The organism is Aeromonas sp. 603079 (assembly GCF_049172135.1).
In the GTDB taxonomy this organism is placed as follows: domain Bacteria; phylum Pseudomonadota; class Gammaproteobacteria; order Enterobacterales; family Aeromonadaceae; genus Aeromonas; species Aeromonas veronii.
This window is the reverse complement of the sequence record NZ_JAAKPX010000025.1, coordinates 64,197-82,666: the sequence shown is the minus strand read 5'-3', so window position 1 is coordinate 82,666 and position 18,470 is coordinate 64,197. Positions and strand designations below refer to the sequence as shown.

General features: G+C 59.5%; 14 protein-coding genes. 6 read left to right on the top strand and 8 right to left on the bottom strand.

Going from position 1 to position 18,470, the window contains the following annotated elements:
• Positions 1-283: 283 nt before the first annotated feature.
• From G5287_RS17660 to G5287_RS17650, 3 genes are read right to left on the bottom strand one after another with little or no spacing between them, the layout of a single operon-like run.
• Complete coding sequence (locus G5287_RS17660) at positions 284-1,975, bottom strand: N-acetylmuramoyl-L-alanine amidase (protein WP_227341988.1); 1,692 nt, start codon at positions 1,973-1,975, stop codon at positions 284-286.
• A gap of 23 nt (positions 1,976-1,998) precedes the next feature.
• Positions 1,999-2,472, bottom strand: coding sequence for a tRNA (adenosine(37)-N6)-threonylcarbamoyltransferase complex ATPase subunit type 1 TsaE (gene tsaE / locus G5287_RS17655; RefSeq protein WP_227341987.1), 474 nt, complete (start codon positions 2,470-2,472; stop codon positions 1,999-2,001).
• A gap of 10 nt (positions 2,473-2,482) precedes the next feature.
• Positions 2,483-3,994: an NAD(P)H-hydrate dehydratase gene (locus G5287_RS17650; RefSeq protein WP_227341986.1), complete on the bottom strand. Its 1,512-nt coding sequence runs from the start codon at positions 3,992-3,994 to the stop codon at positions 2,483-2,485.
• A 60-nt stretch (positions 3,995-4,054) separates the two neighbouring features.
• On the opposite strand from G5287_RS17650, the gene queG reads away from it, so the two are divergent.
• Positions 4,055-5,209, top strand: a complete 1,155-nt coding sequence (gene queG / locus G5287_RS17645) for a tRNA epoxyqueuosine(34) reductase QueG (protein ID WP_421231629.1) — start codon at positions 4,055-4,057, stop codon at positions 5,207-5,209.
• A 111-nt stretch (positions 5,210-5,320) separates the two neighbouring features.
• A complete protein-coding gene (ppgK, locus tag G5287_RS17640) occupies positions 5,321-6,061 on the top strand; it encodes a polyphosphate--glucose phosphotransferase (protein WP_111900698.1) in 741 nt (246 codons plus the stop codon).
• A 104-nt stretch (positions 6,062-6,165) separates the two neighbouring features.
• Here ppgK and G5287_RS17635 read toward each other — a convergent pair whose 3' ends face one another.
• Entirely contained in the window at positions 6,166-6,621 is a 456-nt protein-coding gene (locus tag G5287_RS17635; protein ID WP_421231628.1) for a hypothetical protein, read from the bottom strand.
• Positions 6,622-7,126: 505 nt separating this feature from the next.
• Here G5287_RS17635 and metN point away from each other — a divergent pair.
• The 4 genes from metN (at position 7,127) to rfaH (ending at position 10,227) form a co-directional block, all read left to right on the top strand.
• Entirely contained in the window at positions 7,127-8,170 is a 1,044-nt protein-coding gene (metN, locus tag G5287_RS17630) for a methionine ABC transporter ATP-binding protein MetN (RefSeq protein ID WP_005341087.1), read from the top strand.
• The gene (locus G5287_RS17625; RefSeq protein WP_005339070.1) at positions 8,151-8,804 is read left to right on the top strand and encodes a methionine ABC transporter permease; all 654 of its coding nucleotides are present in this window, start codon (positions 8,151-8,153) and stop codon (positions 8,802-8,804) included. The genes metN and G5287_RS17625 overlap by 20 nt, the downstream gene beginning before the upstream one ends.
• Positions 8,805-8,829: 25 nt before the next feature.
• Positions 8,830-9,630: a methionine ABC transporter substrate-binding lipoprotein MetQ gene (gene metQ / locus G5287_RS17620; protein WP_115521668.1), complete on the top strand. Its 801-nt coding sequence runs from the start codon at positions 8,830-8,832 to the stop codon at positions 9,628-9,630.
• A gap of 96 nt (positions 9,631-9,726) precedes the next feature.
• A complete protein-coding gene (gene rfaH, locus G5287_RS17615; protein ID WP_058057235.1) occupies positions 9,727-10,227 on the top strand; it encodes a transcription/translation regulatory transformer protein RfaH in 501 nt (166 codons plus the stop codon).
• Between the two features lie 59 nt (positions 10,228-10,286).
• Here rfaH and G5287_RS17610 read toward each other — a convergent pair whose 3' ends face one another.
• The 4 genes from G5287_RS17610 to G5287_RS17595 all read right to left on the bottom strand — a co-directional run bounded on the left by G5287_RS17610 (position 10,287) and on the right by G5287_RS17595 (position 18,173).
• Positions 10,287-12,263 (bottom strand): HAMP domain-containing methyl-accepting chemotaxis protein, encoded by a 1,977-nt coding sequence (locus G5287_RS17610; RefSeq protein ID WP_421231627.1) that lies wholly within the window; start codon positions 12,261-12,263, stop codon positions 10,287-10,289.
• 39 nt (positions 12,264-12,302) lie between these two features.
• The gene (locus tag G5287_RS17605) at positions 12,303-13,517 is read right to left on the bottom strand and encodes an EAL domain-containing response regulator (RefSeq protein WP_421231626.1); all 1,215 of its coding nucleotides are present in this window, start codon (positions 13,515-13,517) and stop codon (positions 12,303-12,305) included.
• A complete protein-coding gene (locus G5287_RS17600) occupies positions 13,498-17,748 on the bottom strand; it encodes an ATP-binding protein (RefSeq protein ID WP_421231625.1) in 4,251 nt (1,416 codons plus the stop codon). The genes G5287_RS17605 and G5287_RS17600 overlap by 20 nt, the downstream gene beginning before the upstream one ends.
• Before the next feature lie 221 nt (positions 17,749-17,969).
• Positions 17,970-18,173, bottom strand: a complete 204-nt coding sequence (locus G5287_RS17595; RefSeq protein WP_216952918.1) for a hypothetical protein — start codon at positions 18,171-18,173, stop codon at positions 17,970-17,972.
• Positions 18,174-18,470 lie beyond the last annotated feature (297 nt).

Sequence of the window (18,470 nt, the reverse complement as noted above, 5' to 3'; positions counted from 1 at the left end):
ACTTACTCCTGAATTTCAATCTTGCGGATAGAGAGCCGCTCCACCACCTCTCCACCAACCGGAATCTGGTTGGCCAGGATAGGGGGCAATATACGGATCGGCATCACTTACTCCTGAATTTCAATCTTGCGGATAGAGAGCCGCTCCACCACCTCTCCACCAACCGGAATCTGGTTGGCCAGAATCGGGGGGTAATATACGGATCGGCATCACTTGCTCCTGAATTTCAATCTTGCTGATGGTATTGGCTAACAGCGAGAGCGGTATCACCCGCTCCCGCGCGTCAGTTTTGCGGAATGTAGAGCACCTGCCCTACCTGAATATTCCGCGATTTGAGCTTGTTGATCTCTACCAGTCGCGCCTGACTCACCCCATGCTTCTCGGCAAGGCGGGAGAGACTCTCCCCCCGCTTGACCACATGGCGGATCATCTGCGACTTGTCATCACTGCGAACGGGGGCGGCAGCGCGGCTCTGCCCCTGCTGGGGAATATAGATGGTCTGACCAATCTGAATATCCCGGCTGCGCAGCTGGTTGATCTCTACCAAAGTGGATTGACTCACTCCATGCTTCTCGGCAAGGCGAGAGAGACTCTCGCCACGTTTGACCACATGGCGGAGCATCCGAGATTTGTCATAGTCGCCCACATTGCTAACCGGCGCACCAGAATCTTGCGCAGCCTCCGAATAGGGCTTGATCACCCCGGCACCTGAACCGGTCGCAGCCGCGCCGTCACGTACTGTCGCTGGCATCTTATTGGTCACCACCGGCTGCGACTGCACTGGCTTGGGCTGGCTCACCGGCTGCGAAGCTACCGGTGCAGAGCGAGTGGTCGCGGCAGGCCTGCTCGCCTGTCCCTTGCCGGTCAACATGGCTCCCTTGGTCGGGTGGGCGCGGTAGTAGTTGCGGATCCCCTCGAAAATGGCGCGGGCCAGCTGATCCTGATAGCTTGAGGTAGCCAGCAGCTTCTCTTCCGCATGGTTGGAGATAAAGCCGGTTTCGACCAGCACCGAGGGAATATCCGGCGCCTTCAGCACAGCCAGACTGGCATGCTCCGGGGCCTTCTTGTGCAGTCGGGCAACCTTGCCCAATGAGCGCAGGATCTGACGGCTGACGTCGTAGCCTTCGGCACGGGACTTGTCCATGGAAAGGTCTAGGAAAGTTTGCGCCAGATAGGGATTGGGATCGGATTCCGCCAACACCTTGCCGACCCCGCCCAGCAGCTCGCCCTGCTTCTCCTGCTTCTCCAGCCAGCTGCCCATCTCGCGGTTGGCACGGTTGGTCGAGAGGACCCAGACAGAGGCGCCGCGCGGAGTGGAGTTATGGAAGCTGTCCGCATGGACCGACACCAGCAGATCCGCCTTGGCCTTGCGGGCAATCTCGGAACGCTTGTTGAGGTCGACGAAATAGTCGCCACGACGGGTCAGCACGGCGCGCATCCCCGGCTCGCGGTCGATCAGCGCCGCCAGCTTCTGGGAGACTGCCAGCGTAACTCGCTTCTCATAGGTACGACGCGGACCGATGGAACCCGGGTCTTCCCCACCGTGGCCCGGGTCGATGGCAATCACCACCCCCCTGCCCTTGCCACCGACGGGCGTGGATTGCACCGCAGCCGCCGAGCGCTTCTCTTCATAAGGCAGATCGATCACCAGACGGTGACCATAGGGCCCGGCTGGTGCCAGCGGAAAGACCACCGGCTTGATGGAGGAGCTGAGATCAAGCACCAGCCGCAGGCCCCCCTTCTCCAGCGGAGTGCTCTCACGTATCTTGCGCACCAGCTCGCTGTTGTTCTCGACCCGGGCCAGATTGGTGGCATTGCTCGCCCCTTTCAGATCGATCACCAATCTATCGGGGCCAGCCAGGGTGAAGTAGTTGTAGTTGGGGGCACTGCTCATATCGAGCACCACCCGGGTGTTATCCGGTGATGGCCAGATTCGCACACTCTTGAGCTGATTCGCCCAGGAGGGTAACGCCATCAAAGAGAGAGCAATAACAAGGATCAAGCGCACGTAGATGACAACCGTTCCAGAATGGCTTCGCCAATAGCAGTGCGGGCCTCTATCAGAGCCTCGCGCTGCTCGCCTACATAAGTAAGGGTAATTTCAAGGTCAGGAGCCGGTAACCAGCCCTCGCCCTTCTCGGACCACTCCACCAGACAGAGAGTATTGGCGGCAAAATAGTCCCGAATGCCCATGAACTCCAGCTCTTCCGGATCAGCCAGACGATAGAGATCGAAGTGATAGACCTGCCAGCCATCGAGCTCATAGGGCTCGACCAGGGTATAGGTCGGGCTTTTTACCTTGCCCTGATGGCCAAGGCCCTGCACCCAGCCGCGGGTCAGAGTGGTTTTACCAGCACCAAGCGTGCCATGCAAAAACACTGTGGTCGCCTGCTGGCAGGCCTGTGCCAGACGGCCACCCAGTGCCACGGTTGCTGCCTCGTCCGGCAGTGTCATCATCAACTGTTTTGCCATGTTCTTCTTTTTAACTTGTAATGGTGTCGGGATTAACCAGTTTGCGGATCAGCGGCAGCAGATCTGACGCCAGCATGCCCCGCTCGCCGTCAGCGGCGGCCTGATCTGCAGCCTCGCCGTGGATCACGGCGCCCAGCCAGCTTGCCATGGTGGCAGACCAGCCCTGGGCCAAAAGGGCGGCGATTATACCAGATAACAGATCGCCCATGCCGCCACTTGCCATGCCGGGATTGCCTTCACAACAGAGAGCGACCCGCTCGCCGTCATAAATAAGTGTTCCCGCCCCTTTTAACAACACCACACCGCCATAACGCCGCTGCAGCGCCTGCACGGCGGCAAACCGGTCGGTTTCAATCTCGGCAATGGTGCATCCCAGCAGGCGCGCCGCTTCGCCGGGATGGGGCGTGAGCACCCAATTATCCTGATGGCGGGGAGATTGCGCCAGCCAATTCAATCCATCGGCGTCCAAAACCAGTGGCAACCGACCGGTGAGATAACGGGTGATTTGCGCGCTTCCCCACTCATCCTGACCGAGGCCGGGGCCGATGACCCGCACCGACGCCCACCCCTCGTCATCAGCGCTGGTGAGACTCATCAGTTCGGGTTGATAGAGGCTGACCGGCGGATGTTCCGGATGCTGACACACCCGCACCAGCCCGGCCCCCGCCCGCAGGCAGGCGCGGGCCGCCAGCACGATGGCCCCCTGCATGCCGCGATTGCCCCCCACCAGCAGCACCTTGCCATAAGAGCCCTTGTGGGAAGCACGAGGGCGCGGGGTCAGCTGCGTGCTCAGCTGCGGATAATCGATACGCCAGGCGGCGGGCAACATAACGTCATCCGGCGTGACGCCAAGGGGATCACAGTCGAGCAGGCCAACGCAATCCACCCCGTCGCCGGTGAGCATCCCCTGCTTGATACCGATAAAGGTGAGGGTGTGAGTGGCCTGCACCACGGCCCCCATGGCACGGCCGGTATCGCCGTTGAGGCCGGAGGGGAGATCCACCGCCAGCACGGGCACAGCCAAGCCATTGATTGTTGCGACGATCTTTGTCAGTAGTGGCGAGAGGGGCATGTTGACGCCGGTGCCAAGCAGGGCATCGACCACCAGATCCGGGGTGGAGTGCTGGTCCCCATCAAACCGCTCGGCCAGCCAGACCCTGCCACCGGCCGCCAACCACTCATCGGCGGCCTGTTTGGCATCCCCCTTCAGCTGGTCGGGTGCTCTGGCGGCAATCACCACCACCTCGATGCCAATCTGGCGGGCAAGGCGGGCCAGCACATAGCCATCACCGCCGTTATTACCGGGGCCGACGAAAATCCACCAGCAGCGACTGTCGGGCCAATGCAGGGTGGCATAGGTGCGCAGCGCAGCACCGGCTCGCTCCATCAGAGCATAGAGAGGTTGCCCCTCACGCGCGGCCCAGTTGCGCTCCAGTGCGCGGATCTGTTCAGTCTGCCACAGCCCCTGTGGTAAACTGCCCCCTTCTTTTGTGCCCAACGCGCCCCTGATGATCTCTACCATGACGGCTCCCGCCTCTTATCAATCGACCCAAGCCAGCAAACGCCGGCCAGGCCAAGCCGCATGAGCGCACCTGACTTCCACCAGCTGGCCCACGATATCAAGCTCTGGGCACGGGAGCTAGGTTTTGACCAGGCGGGCATCACCGACACCGACCTGCGTATCGAAGAGCCGAGATTGCAGGCTTGGCTGGATGCGGGCTATCACGGCAGCATGGATTACATGGCGCGCCACGGCATGATGCGCGCGCGCCCCCACGAGCTGCTGCCGGGCACGGTGCGAGTGTTGTCGGTGCGGATGAACTACCTGCCGTTCGAGGCGGGTTTTGCCGCCACCCTGCGCGATCCGACCCTCGGCTATATCAGCCGCTATGCTCTCGGTCGCGACTACCACAAGGTGCTGCGCAACCGGCTCAAACAGCTGGGTGATCGCATCGAAGCGCGCTGTGCCGAGCTGTTTCAAGGCACTGAAGAGACCTTGGGTGAGTGGCGCCCCTTCGTCGACTCCGCCCCCATCCTCGAGCGGCCACTGGCAGCCAAGGCGGGCCTAGGCTGGGTTGGCAAACACTCACTGCTGCTCAACGAATCAGCCGGCTCCTTCTTCTTTCTCGGTGAGCTGTTGCTCAACCTGCCGCTGCCGCTCGACCAGCCAGTGGAGAAGGAGCAGTGTGGCAAGTGCGTCGCCTGCATCAACATCTGCCCGACCGGCGCCATTGTCGCCCCCTATGTGGTGGATGGCCGCCGCTGCATCTCCTATCTCACCATTGAGAATGACGGCCCAATTCCGGAAGAGTTCAGGCCCTTGATGGGCAACCGCATCTACGGCTGCGACGACTGCCAGCTTATCTGCCCCTGGAATCGCTACGCCGATGCCAGCCCGGAACCCGATTTTAGCCCCCGCCCCAGCCTGCACCGACCGCCCCTGCTGGCGCTGTGGTGCTGGAGCGAGAGCGATTTCCTCAAACAAACCGAGGGGAGCCCGATCCGCCGCATCGGCTATCAACGCTGGCGCCGCAATCTGGCAGTCGCCCTGGGCAATGGCCCGGCGACCCCCGAGGTGATCGCAGCCCTGCAACTGGGGCTGACCACCGCCGAGCCCATGGTGGCCGAACATATCGAATGGGCGCTGGCCACCCTTGCCCAGCGTCAGGATGACGAGAACAAGAAGACCCGTTTGCTGATCCGCTGCATCGAAAAAGGTCTGTCGGATCACGCATAAGTGATCTGCCCCTTGCCGGATTGCAGCACTTTTTTCATGCTCTGCCGACCTGCAGTGCCCATAACAGCGTGGTCACTGCAAACTGGTCGGCACACAACAAGGACAACACAGATGCAAATGTTGGGAGTGGATATTGGAGGCTCAGGGATCAAGGGCTGTCTGGTCGATACCAAAACCGGCGAATTGATTGGCGAGCGCCATCGCATTGCCACACCGCAACCGGCCACCCCAGCCGCCATCGCCCATACCCTCAAGGCGCTGGTCGAACACTTCGACTGGAAAGGACCGGTGGGCTGCGGCTTTCCCGCCACCATCCACAACGGGGTTGCCAAGAGTGCCGCCAACATCGACAAGAGCTGGATCGAAACCGATGCCGAACATCTGTTTGCCGATGTCACCGGCAAGCCCTGCTATGTGCTGAATGATGCCGATGCCGCCGGTCTGGCCGAGATGCGCTTTGGCGCTGGCAAGGATCGCAAGGGGGTCATCATCCTCATCACGGTCGGCACCGGCATCGGCACCGCCATCTTCGTCAACGGCCATCTGCTGCCCAACACCGAGCTGGGCCATCTGATGCTGGAAGGAATGGTCGCCGAGCACTACTGCTCCGATGCGGCGCGCAAACGGGAAGATCTCTCCTGGAACCGCTGGGGCAAGCGCTTCAACAAGTATCTGGCGCGCCTCGAGTTTCTCTTCTCCCCCGACCTCTTCATTCTGGGGGGCGGCAGCGCAGCCAAGCTGGATAAGTTTGTCGATCGCATCGAGACACGGGCGCCGCTTATTCCGGCAGCCAGCCTCAATCAGGCGGGCATTATCGGGGCCGCCCTCTACGCGGCCGAGCAGCAGGGCTGACCGACGCTCACTGCAAGTCAGCAGATACCAATGGAAAGGGCCCGGCACTGCTACCGGGCCCTTTTGTTTTGCGGTCATCTTGCGAGTTTGGCGCTTATCACCCGCTACATGTCGTCGAGTCGGTGCACTCCGTGCACCAGTCGGGTCAGGCGGGTCTGCTCCAGCCTGGCCAGATTCTCGAGCAATGCGGTGGTGCCCGGTGTCGGGCACTCCCGGGCCAGATGACTCAGTTCGCTCACCAGCTGCTCTTCCCAACGGCATACCTGAGTGACGATATCCTGGGTCTGGACTGATGCCGGCAGCTCGAAGCGGGTAATGGCAGGCAGCATATCCTCGCTGAAACTCTGGTTCAGCCAAGTCTCCCTGACCGCCTCTCCCAGCTGAGCGGCATATTCGTGCAGATGGGCACTGGCCGCATCCTCACGCCCTTGCAGATAGACCAGCAACATCCGGCTGCGTTCGCTGTCCACCTGACTGATCAAACGCCCGTAACAGAGTCCGAGCTGGTGGTGAACCTGCTCAAGATAGTGCAGCAACTCTTTGATCTGTTGGAATCTCATCGCACTGCCCTCCATGCTTGTCGACATCATCAGTATAAAAAACCGGCGCCACCGACCCAATCCCTATCCGTGCCCCCCTTGCGCTGCATCAAGGTTGACGCCGACAAAATGGCGATCAGGTGATCCGGTCACGAATAGGGAACGATTTGTGCAGCAATTTGTGTAACGATGGAGGAGCATCAGGCTCGATAGCCGATGTGAACAGAAACAAGCTGGCACACTAATAAAACCAGCATTTACCCGGCATAAACCATCTTTAATTCGGTAATGTGCCGCAGGGACGAAACAGGATCTGGAAGAGCAACAATACCATCCTGATCGTTATCCGCCTGACAGAAATCCTTATCACTTTTTTAGACGTCTAGACGTAAAAACATGCGTTGACATGGCCATCCAGACATCTTAGCATCATCCTCCATGATGACAGAGTAACCCAGTGGAACCTCTGCCCAATTTCCCCGCCTGTAGCGCCCTGTGCTTTAAGGCTGTTAGCACGGAAGAATCCATGATTAAGTTGATCGGTCTCAACAAAGTCTACGGTACAGGCAGTGACGCCGTGCACGCCCTGCGTGATGTGAGTCTGCATGTACCCCAAGGCAAAATTTTCGGGGTGATCGGTGCCTCAGGTGCCGGCAAGAGTACCCTCATTCGTTGTGTCAACCTGCTGGAGCGCCCGACAGAGGGCCAAGTCATCGTTGATGGCCAGGATCTGGTCGCCCTGAGCGAACGGGATCTGACCCAGGCTCGCCGCCAGATCGGGATGATTTTCCAGCACTTCAACCTGCTTGCCTCCCGCACCGTGTTTGCCAACATCGCCTTTCCGCTGGAGTTGGCAGGCTGGAGCAAAGAGAAGATCCAGCAACGGGTTGCCGAGCTGCTGGCGCTGGTCGGGCTGGAAGCCCGTGCCCAAGCCTATCCGTCCGAGCTTTCCGGCGGTCAGAAACAGCGCGTCGCCATTGCCCGCGCACTGGCTCCGGCCCCCAAGGTACTGCTCTGCGACGAGGCCACCTCGGCCCTCGACCCGCAGACCACCCGCTCGATCCTGACCCTGCTCAAGGAGATCAACGTCAAGCTGGGGCTCACCATCCTGCTCATCACCCACGAGATGGATGTGGTGAAGGGGATCTGTGACGAAGTGGCCATCATCAGCGACGGCCGTCTGATCGAACAGGGCGAAGTGGCCTGGTTCTTCAGCAATGCCAAGACCCAGCTGGCGCGGGATTTCATCCACTCCACCATCCATCTGGAGGTACCGCAGGAGTATCAGGATCGGATGAGTGCGGAGCGGGTGCCGGGCAGCTACCCGCTGGTGAAGCTCGGCTTTACCGGCAGCACGGTCGATACACCGCTGATCTCCGAGGCGAGCCGCCGTTTCAATATCGATATCAGCATTCTGAGCGCAGACATCGAATACGCAGGTGGCGTCAAATTCGGTTTCCTGCTGGCCGAGCTGTTCGGGGATGAAGCCCAGTGCGAGGCAACCCAGCAGTTCCTTATCGACAACCACATTCAGCTGGAGGTAATGGGTTATGTCCGAAGCCATGATTAATCTGCTCATCACGGCCCTGGGCGACACCCTTATCATGGTGTTTGCCTCCGCTCTGTTCGGCTGCCTGCTGGGTCTGCCGCTCGGCGTGGCCCTTCATGTGACCAAGGCGGGCCAGATCCTGGCCAACCCCTTGCTCAACCGTACTCTGGGCATGGTGGTCAACGTGGGTCGCTCGGTGCCCTTTATCATCCTGCTGGTCGCCATCATTCCGCTGACCCGGCTGATTGTCGGCACCAGTATCGGCACCATCGCCGCCATCGTGCCGCTGACCGTCGGTTGCATCCCTTTCATTGCCCGTCTGGTGGAAGGGGCCCTGATGGAGGTGCCGGACGGCCTGCTGGAAGCGGCCAAGGCGATGGGCGCCAAGCCGTTGCAAATTATCACCAAGGTGCTGCTGCCCGAGGCTCTGCCCGGCATCCTCAACAGTGTCACCATTACCCTCGTCACGCTGGTGAACTACTCGGCCATGGCCGGAGCTATCGGTGGCGGTGGTCTGGGGGATGTGGGTATTCGTTATGGTTATCAGCGCTTTGACCCGACCGTCATGCTGGTGACCGTAGTTATCCTGGTAGTACTGGTTCAACTTATCCAGAGCGCGGGTGAGCGCCTGGTCAACAAATGTGATCATCGTTAATCGTCGATTTCTGACAGGAGGTTTTATGAAATTTGGCATCAAATCCGTTGCGGCTGCCCTGCTGGCTGGTCTGGTTCTGGCCGGTTGCGGTCAAAAAGAAGAGAGCAAGGTTCTGAAAGTGGGCGCTATTGCCGGCCCCGAGACCGAACTGGTTGAAGTGGCTGCCAAGGTGGCCAAAGAGAAATACGGTCTGGACGTTCAGATCGTCAACTTCTCCGACTACGTCACCCCGAACGTGGCGCTGAACGATGGCAGCATCGACGTCAACGCCTTCCAGCACAAACCCTATCTGGATGCGCAGGTGCGTGATCGCGGCTTCAAGCTGGTGCCGGTTGGCAACACCTTCGTCTACCCGATCGCCGGTTACTCCAAGAAGGTCAAGGCGCTGAGCGAGCTGCAAGATGGCGCCCAGATCGCGGTACCGAACGATCCGACCAACCTGGGTCGCTCCCTGATCCTGCTGGCCAAGCAGGGTCTGATCACCCTGAAAGATGGTGCCGGTCTGGAAGCCACCGTACTGGATATCGCCAGCAACCCGCGCAACTTCAAGATTGTGGAACTGGAAGCTGCACAGCTGCCCCGTTCGCTGGAAGATGTGGATCTCGCTATCATCAACAACACCTTCGCCGGTCAGATTGGTTTGACCCCGACTGAAAACGGCCTGTTTGTTGAAGACAAAGAGTCCCCGTACGTCAACCTGATCGTCGCCCGCGACAACAACAAGGATGACGAGAAGGTCAAACAGTTCGTACAAGCTTTCCAGACCGATGATGTTTACAAGAAAGGTCTCGAGCTGTTCAAAGGTGGCCTGGTAAAAGGTTGGTAATTGCTCACTCGGCAAAAAAGGCCACGCAATGCGTGGCCTTTTTTATTGGCGCCGCTATCATATCCGCGAGCACGGCAACACGAACATACTCATAACATGAAAAAATGGTATCTGGCCTACTGCAAGCCAAAAGAAGAGGCCCGCGCCCGCGCCCACCTCGATGCCCAGGGTATCGAATCCTATTACCCCATGGTGGAGATCGAGAAGCTGCGCCGGGGCAAGCGAGTTCCGGTACGGGAACCCATGTTCCCCAACTACCTGTTTATCTTTGTCGATCTGGAAGAGGTGACACCGGTCACCCTGAAATCGACCCGCGGCATCAGCCGGATCATCCACTTTGGCAGTGAATGGACCCCCATCAGCAGCAAGCTGGTCTATCAGCTGATGAGTCGCGATGACAGCGATGAGGCGAGAGCCAGCTACGCTAACCTGCCCTGCTCGGGCGACAAGGTGCTGATTGAAGAGGGGCCGCTTGCCGGCTTCGAAGCCATCTATATGGAGCCGGATGGAGAGAAACGGGCGATTTTGCTGGTCAGCCTGCTCAACCGGGAGACCACCAGCAGCTTCGACAACCACACCTTCAGGCGTCTGGACTAAACCCACGGGCCAGACGGCCCGGTGAATGGCAATAGCAATGGCGGGATGCTCCCGCCATCTCATGCATCAAGATCAAAGCGGGCGATGACCGCCTTCAGCTTGCCGGTATCGCCAGCCAGTCTGGCTACGATCTCCTCCCCCTGCTGGCTACGCTGACAGGATTGCCGACTGAGCGCGGCAATGTCGTCGACCGTCCCGGATACCTCGGCGGCCACCCGCGACTGCTGCTCGGTTGCCACCGAAATGGCCTCCAGCTGGCCCGACAGCGACTGAACCAGCTGGTTCATGGCACTCAGGGTATCGGTCACCAATCCAACAGCATCCCGCCCCTGCTCCACCAACCGGGTACCGCTGCTGACGGTACTCACCGTCTGGCGAGTCTGCTGGGAGATGGCCGCAATAGTCTGGCTGATCTCGGCGGTTGATTGATGGGTGCGGGTCGCCAGCTGACGTACCTCATCGGCAACCACCGCAAAACCGCGCCCCTGCTCGCCTGCCCGTGCCGCTTCTATCGCCGCATTGAGTGCCAGCAGATTGGTCTGCTCCGCAATGGTGGCGATCACCTCGGTGATCTGCCCCACCTGTTCACTCTGATGCTCCAGCAGCCCCATGGCCTCGTTGGCCTGCCCAATCATGGCGGCAATCTGCTGCATGGTATCGCTCATTCGCGCCAGCGCAGCCTCTCCCTGACGGGTCTGCTGCTGCACCTGCTGGGCACTATCCGCCACACCGGCAATGTTGCCAGCCACATCACGGGCACTCACCGACATCTGATCGATAGCCGCCGCCACCGCATCGACCCGCTGATCCTGCTCCGTCAGATCCGCCACTATGGCTCTGGTAGTGCTGCCCACATCGAGACAGGCCTCTTCGACCTGCCCCACTGCGCCCTGCAACTCCCCGACCAGATGATGTAACTGGGCAGACATCCGGTTGATGGAACCAGTCAATTCTCCCAACTCATCCTGCCCTGTGATTGGCAAGGGCTCGGCCGCCAGCCGGCCATCCGCAACCTGCCCCGCCCGGGTCACCAAACAGGCAATGTCACGGGTCAGACGACGGCTAAAGAGCCAGGCGACCAGCATGCCAAGCACGATGGCGCTGCAGGTAGCCAACAGTAGTGTCTGGTTGATGGCCCTCCCGGCTCCGGTCATCTGCGCCGAAATCTGATCCACCTCGGCGCGGGTTTTATTCACCTGCTGGACCAACTGCTCGCTGAGGCTGGACTGCATCGGCTCGATGTCGGTGGCCATCAGGTAGTTGGCCTGATCCCAATCCGGCGCCTGGCGCTTCTCGATCACCTGCCCCACCAGCTCGGAGAAGGGGGTCGCCATCTCTTCAAACAGCTGCCAGAGGCTCTGCTGGGTATCGGTAAAGAGCGCGGCTTGCTGCTTCACCTCAGCCACCCGCTGCTGGTGAAACTGGTAGTAATCCTGATACTTGCTGCGGTATTCGGGATCGCCTGAGATGAGAAAATCCCTCAGGGCAGAGAGGGAATTGGCGAGGCTGTTGTAGGCATCTCCCACCTGCTTGAGCAGCATGCGGCGATCGCCCGCGAGTTGATCCTGCGGAGTGCCAACTTCTTCATTGGCAAAGGATTGCAGCTGATCGAGCGCCGCCTCCGCCAGCGGACCCGCCTCCTGCAACATCAGGGTATGAGCGGGCAGATTCTCTTCGCTCTGGGCGATGGTCCACACCTTCTCCTGATGGCTTTTGAAGGTCTCGAGAGACTTGGCGAGCGCCGGGCTGAAGGCCTGATGGGCAATGGCCTGCCAGGCCGACTCCCACTCCTGCTTGAGGCGGGAAGCCTGAGCCGGATCCTTGCCGAGGATCAGATAGCCACGCAGGGCAGAAACGGTGGCAACCAGAGCCTTCTGGCTCGCCTCATCCCGCTGCAGAGCGGGCAGCGCCTGCTCCAACAGGGTGTGTTGGGCCTGATTGATCTGGGTCAGCCGGTAATAGACCAGCGCGGAGGAGAGCAGGATCAGCAGGTTGATAAAACCGAAGCTGAGCAGCAACTTGCTTGAGATTTTCATGAACATCCTTGTTCAAACGGAGGGATCCAGCCAACAGAATCAGATAGATATCAGTGTAGGCAATCTATCTTGCCAAGCCCGGTGCCACTCTTGCAACTCGCTGCGTGGCATCGGTCTGGCAGAGAAGAACCCCTGACAAACATCGCAGCCCAACTTTGCCAGCAACCGCCAGGTCTGCTCATCCTCTACCCCTTCAGCCACCGACTTGAGGCCCAACTTGCGCGCCAGCTCGATACTGGACTCGATAATGGCCAGACGGGATGGGTCTTCAAAACAGCGGTCGACAAAGGAGCGATCCAGCTTCAGTTCGGTAAAGGGCAGCAGCGCCAGTTGCTGCATGGAGGAGTAGCCGGTACCGAAGTCATCAATGGCGAGGCCAAAGCCGTGCATCCGCAGCCGGGTCAGCACCTCCAGCGACTTGCCCAGATCCTGTACAAAGGCGCTCTCGGTCACCTCCAGGGTGATAAGCTCGGGGTTGATGCTCCAGCGTTGACACTGATTGATCAGGGAGTTGCACAGATCGCCCTCGATCAGCGAGGTAGTGGAGAGGTTCATCGACAGATTGAGCGAGAGTCCGGTCTCTTCCCACAAGTGACCATCACTAAGGGATTTGCCGATGATCACTTCAGTCAACTGATCGATCAGTCCGTTGCGCTCCGCCAGTGGAATAAAACGCCCCGGAGAGATCAGGCCGTACTCCGGGTGCTGCCAGCGGGCCAGCGCCTCCATCCCGACCCACTCGCCGGAGGCAAAGCTCACCTTGGGCTGATACCAGGGCAGCAACTGATCCTGCTCGAGTGCACGGCACAACTCATCCAGGCCGATCCTGTGCCCATCCTCCTCCTCCCTGGCAGGCTCCTCCCGGGGTGACCAGGCATCGATCAGCAGCTTGAGCTGCTGCTGGGTAGAGGGTTTCTCTATGCGGCCGAGCACCTGCAAGCCATAGGCGGCACTCATCCGCAACACGGCCTCCACCACATCGTCTTCAAGGGCGCTGGAGAGGATAATCCCCCCGCGAAAACCGCCCAATGACAGGCGGCGCAGCAGCGCCATGCCATCCATGCCCGGCATCCGCAGGTCGCAAAACAGGATATCGACGGCGTGTTGCTGGCTCAGCACCAGCGCCTCGGCACCATCGGCCGCCTCCAGCAGATTCTGGTAACCCAGGCTGCGGACCTGGTGCAGCAGCGCCTTGCGCTGAAATCCATGGTCTTCCACGACCATAATGACCAACTCATGTTGTGCTTTTTTCATCGAGCCATAATCCAATGTCGTGGGCGATCGCCGTCATCAATAGCTGCACCTTGCCGGTCAGCTCATCCAGTTCCTCAAGCTGCTTCAATCTGGCAGCCGACTCCAGCCTGGCAGCCTGTGTGGCCAGCTCCTGCAGCCCGACCATGCGGGCTGCCCCCTTGATCCGGTGGGCAGTTTCTACCAGTACGTTGAAATCATGGCAAGCCAGCGCAGCCATCATATGAGCCCCATCCTGACGATTGGAGTCGAGATATTCCGCCGCCATCGCCCGCGCCGTCGGCTCATCGCCAAACAGGGTCAACCAGCGTTCAGCCTGAACGGCCAGCACATCATCGACCGCCGTCACCGCTGTACCGCCCGCCGGTACCGACTCAGCGAGCCAGTGTGCCAGCAGCTGGCGCAGGGTATCCAGCGGGTAGGGCTTGAACAGCATGTCACTCATTCCCGCTTCCACCATACGGGCATGGGCCTCTTCCGAGGTATCCGCCGTCACCCCAATAATGGGCGCCGTCACGCCCGCAGCCCGCAGCGCCTTGGTCAGGGCATAGCCGTCCATCACCGGCATGTGGCAATCGGTCAGCAACAGGGAGAATGGCTGCCCCTGCCAGGCCCGCAACGCCTTCTCGCCATCTTCCACTACCTGGGATTCAATTCCGAGGATAGCCAGTTGTCGTGCCAGCAGGGCGCGATTGACCGGATGATCATCGGCCACCAGCACCCGTCCTCCCAGCTTGTCGGCCAGCGCAGGCAGAACCGGGGCGACCCGTTCCTGCAGCAGTTCGAGACAACTCTCCAGCAGCAGATCCGGGTAGAGAGGAGAGAGCCCCAATCGCCACCACAACTGACCGCCGATCCGGCCGCGAAGGGCCTCGTTCGGTGACGCTATGATCCCTCTCAATGAGACATGCTGCAACCATCCCTGCCACTCACCGCCGAGGGCCTGCTCCAACCACAGCTGATCAGCCAGCAGCAACCCTTCCAGTGAGCGGTTGAGCTGGCTGGCATCCAGATGCCTTAGCTTGGCGCCCAACCGCCGCATGGCCGCCTCGAGGCTGGCATCGGCGCTGAAAAACCACCATTCGGTGCCAGCCAGCGGGGGCGCATCCCATTGAGGGTTGGTCAGCGGCACGGTAAAGCGGAAACGGGATCCCTCTCCCGCCTTGCTGGTCAGGGTGAGTTCGCCCCCCATTTTGCGCACCAGCTGATCACAGATTGCCAGCCCCAGCCCGGTACCACCAAAGCGGCGATTGATGTCGGACTCCACCTGCTCAAACGGAGTGAACAACAATGCCTGTTTCTCCTCGGCAATCCCGATACCGGTATCGCGGATACTGATAGCAAGCTGATCGCGCAGGTAGCTGACCCGGATGGAGACCTCCCCCTGTTCGGTGAACTTTACCGCATTGTTGAGCAGATTGGAGATCACCTGACCGACCCGTACCCCGTCGATATCGGCCCAATCAGGTACATGCTGGCCCCACTCCAGCGTCACGTTGAGCCCCTTGCTATGGGCCAGGGTAGCGTGGCCACGGATCGCATCGCAGATCACCGTCTGCAACCGGCTGACCTGACAATGCAGTTGCAACTGACCCGCCTCGATCTTGGAGAAATCGAGTATGTCGTTGACCAGATAGAGCAGGTTGTTGGTCGAGGTGACCACATTACGCACCATGTAACGTTGATCGTCGTTGAGCTCGCTCATTTGCAACAACTCGAGCATGCCGTGCATGCCGGAGATGGGGGTGCGTAACTCGTGGCTCATGGTGGCCAGAAAGCGGCTGCGCGCCTGCATCGCCTGCTCGGCATAAGCACGTGCCTCGCGCAGCTCATGCTCCTGCTGCTTGAGGGCCGTGATGTCCTGAATCACCCCGTTGAGGATCAGCGCCTGCTGCTCCTGACGGACAAAATTGCCGCGTACCTGCAGATAGCGATCCCCGTCAGGGCGCTCCACCTTGACCTCCAGATCGAGGGGGGCCAGGGTCTCGGCATGGTTGGCCACCTTGCTGACAAACTCCTGCAGGGCCTGTTCGGTAAAGCCAAATACCTCACCACCCGATTCAGCGCTAAATAAATCCTGATGAGATACCCCCAGGATCTCGTTGGCCCCCTGAGAGGCATAAAGAAAGCGTCCCTTGCCCGGCCCCAGCCACAGATACTGGTAGACTACGCCGGGCATGCTGTCGGTGATCTGGGTCAGGCGAGTTTCAGCCTGACGAGCACGCTCCTCGGCTTCCTTGATACGGCTGACATCGGTCAGCACTGTCAGCACACCCCGCATGTTGCCATCGGGGTCCCGGTAAGGGCGCTTGGCATAGATAACATGAAAAGGGGTGCCATCGGCACGCAAGCTATTGCCGGCCCCCTCCAGCTCCTGGCCGCTTTGCCATATCCTGCGCTCCTCTTCCAGCACGCTCGCACGCAGGGGCTCGGGGATGCTTTGCAGGTCGTCAAGCGCCTCGCCATTGACATCAACGAGAAAGGCATCGCGATAAGCCCGGTTGCAGAGGGTTATACGCTGCTCGCTGTCGCGCAATGCCACCATGGTCGGCAATGAGTTGAGCAGGGTCTGTACAAACAGCAACTGTTCGTTGAGTTTGCTCTCTGCGATTTTCCGCTGCGCAATCTGGCGACGCAGGCTGCGGGCCCAGAACATCACCAGCAGGCCGCAGGTCAACAAGGCCACTCCGCCCAGCGCCAGCCACTTGTAGAACTGGCTGTAATCGGATTCGACATTTACCGAAACATTGAGCCAGCGCCGCTCCAGCAGTTGCCACTCCTCATCCGTGATGGTCAGCAACAGCTTGTCCATGATCCGCAGCAGCTCGGGCTGCCTGATATCAACGGCCATGCTGATGGGCACGGAAAACTCGGGGGAGCTCAGCACCACCTGATACTTTTCGTTGAAGCCCTTCATGGCCTGCTGCCCCAGATTGGTCATGGTCAACAGCACATACTCGGCTTTCCCCGTATCAAGCAGGGTAAGCAGCTCGGTATCCTTGCCCACTTCAATGACGTTGCCACCATGGGCGCTGATAAGAGAAGCCTCATAAGAACCGGTCACGCCACCAATCAGGCGCCCTTTCAGCTCCGCCAGCGACTTCAACGGGCGTGCGCCGCGCCGGGATACCACATAGCTGTCGAATTTAAGGTAGGAGGAGCTGAAGGAGGCAAATGCCTCGCGATCCCTGAGCGGTGTCATCAGGGGGATCAGATCCACCTTGTGCTGTTTCAGCAGAGCCAGAGACTCTTGCCAGGTGCTGGTCGGCTCAAGTTCAAAGCGGATCCCCGAGCGCAGACTCAACAACTTCATCAAATCTGCCGCATAGCCGTGCAACACCCCTTCGTCATCAATCTCGCTGATACCGGCAAACGACGGCGCAACGGCAAACCTGACCACCTTGCTCTTCTTCTTTAACCAGGCTACCTCGTCTGGTTCCAGCAACAAACCCGCCTTGAAACGGCTGTCTTCCTGATTCAGCCGCAACCGGGCATCAGCCACCGGGATCCGCTGGTAGGCCTGCCAGATGCGATCCGTCAGCGCCGGGTCATGGGTACTGGTTGCAATGGTCAATGCACTACCGGGGATCCAGTCCGGGATCACAATCCCCATCGACTCAGGCAACCGCTCCATCTCCATGGCAATGATCGGCCCCAGAGCCAGATAAGCATCGGCCGCCCCCAGTTTGACCATATAGGTCGCCTCGTCACGGCTCTCCAGCTCGGTCACATGAGGCATCCCCAGTCGCGCTAGCTCATTGCAACTGCCAAAACCGCGAATACAGACCCAGCGAAGCTTGCGCGCCTGTTCCAGGGTCAAACGTTGATCCGGATGGCGCATCAAGATGGCGCGGGCGTAGGAGCCCAGATAGCCAATATGATTCATCCCCTCCAGCTCGAGCGCATCGAGCTCGACCCCGATCAAGGCATCAACTTGGCGTCTGTTCAGCGCACCACGGGCATCCACATAGGAGTTGTAGGAGACATAGCGCAGGGAGACCCCCATTTCTGCCGCAATACGCGAGGCCAGCTCCTTGAGCGGACCGGCATAGCGCTGATTGGGCAGTTCATAGAGGAACGGAGGATAACCACCACGGGGCACCCCGACCACCAACTCTTCATCAGCCGCACTCTGGTGGTCCGCCACTGCCTTTTCCAACTGGGGAACAGCAACAGCAGGCAGGCCGGAAAACAGCAGCAACAGGGGGAGAAAAAGCTGACGAAAGAGTGACATGAAGTCTTGTCCTGATGAGTAAAACAGATAGGCCACCATATCTAATCTTGCCGATCCTGGCGGAACAAGGCGAGAAAACATACGCATCTGTCACAAACGGGGCAGAGAGGATAGTGCCGGGGCACAGAAAAGTGAATAAAAAATCAACCTGCAAACACAAAAATGGCAGGCATTACGCCTGCCACATCACCACGGGGAGAGCGTTTACCCTCCCCTATGGATCAGGTTATTCGATTCCCGAGCCGAAAGCCGGTTTGATACTCGCTTTCGCGGATATGGGCGATCTGTCCCTCAAACCCTTCCAGACCAATATCTTTCAGCAGGGCAGGTGACAGACTGACCACGGCGAGGCGACGCTCAACCCGGGCGATCCGTTTTTGAACCAAAGACTCGACACCACGCAGTAAAATCAGTTCGATAGACATGACATTCTCCAGTTGAACATGCGGTTCTCCCGGAGAAAGTGGATATCACCCTGCGGGACGAACCGCGGGTGATAAAAAGACAGGGGTTACCTGTTTACGCCACGCGGTAAAAGAGCACGAGATTTCACGCCGCACGCAGTGCCGCGAGAGAATGCAAAATTGAGCATCAGATGTTGCATTTTCATCTCCTTACCGAGTAAAAGTTGAACAGGTTGCAGAAGTCTAAAAAATATCCGAATTTAAAACAAGCCTCTTGCGGCTCCTTTTTAAACGTTTTTACGGCATTTTATGCTGTCC